Raw genomic sequence first — 229 nt, 5'->3', positions numbered from 1 at the left:
GTGTCTCAGTTCCATTGTGGCCGATCAGTCTCTCAACTCGGCTATGCATCATCGCCTTGGTAAGCCGTTACCTTACCAACTAGCTAATGCACCGCAGGTCCATCCCAGAGTGATAGCCAAAGCCATCTTTCAAACAAAAGCCATGTGGCTTTTGTTGTTATGCGGTATTAGCATCTGTTTCCAAATGTTATCCCCCGCTCCGGGGCAGGTTACCTACGTGTTACTCACC

At 49.3% G+C, this 229-nt stretch carries 1 rRNA gene; it reads right to left on the bottom strand.

The window, feature by feature from the left end:
• Positions 1-229 (bottom strand): 16S ribosomal RNA (locus H5S10_RS10615); the annotation flags it as partial.

The organism is Limosilactobacillus balticus, assembly GCF_014145615.1.
Classification (GTDB): Bacteria; Bacillota; Bacilli; order Lactobacillales; family Lactobacillaceae; genus Limosilactobacillus; species Limosilactobacillus balticus.
This window is presented reverse-complemented; position numbering and strand designations above follow the sequence as displayed.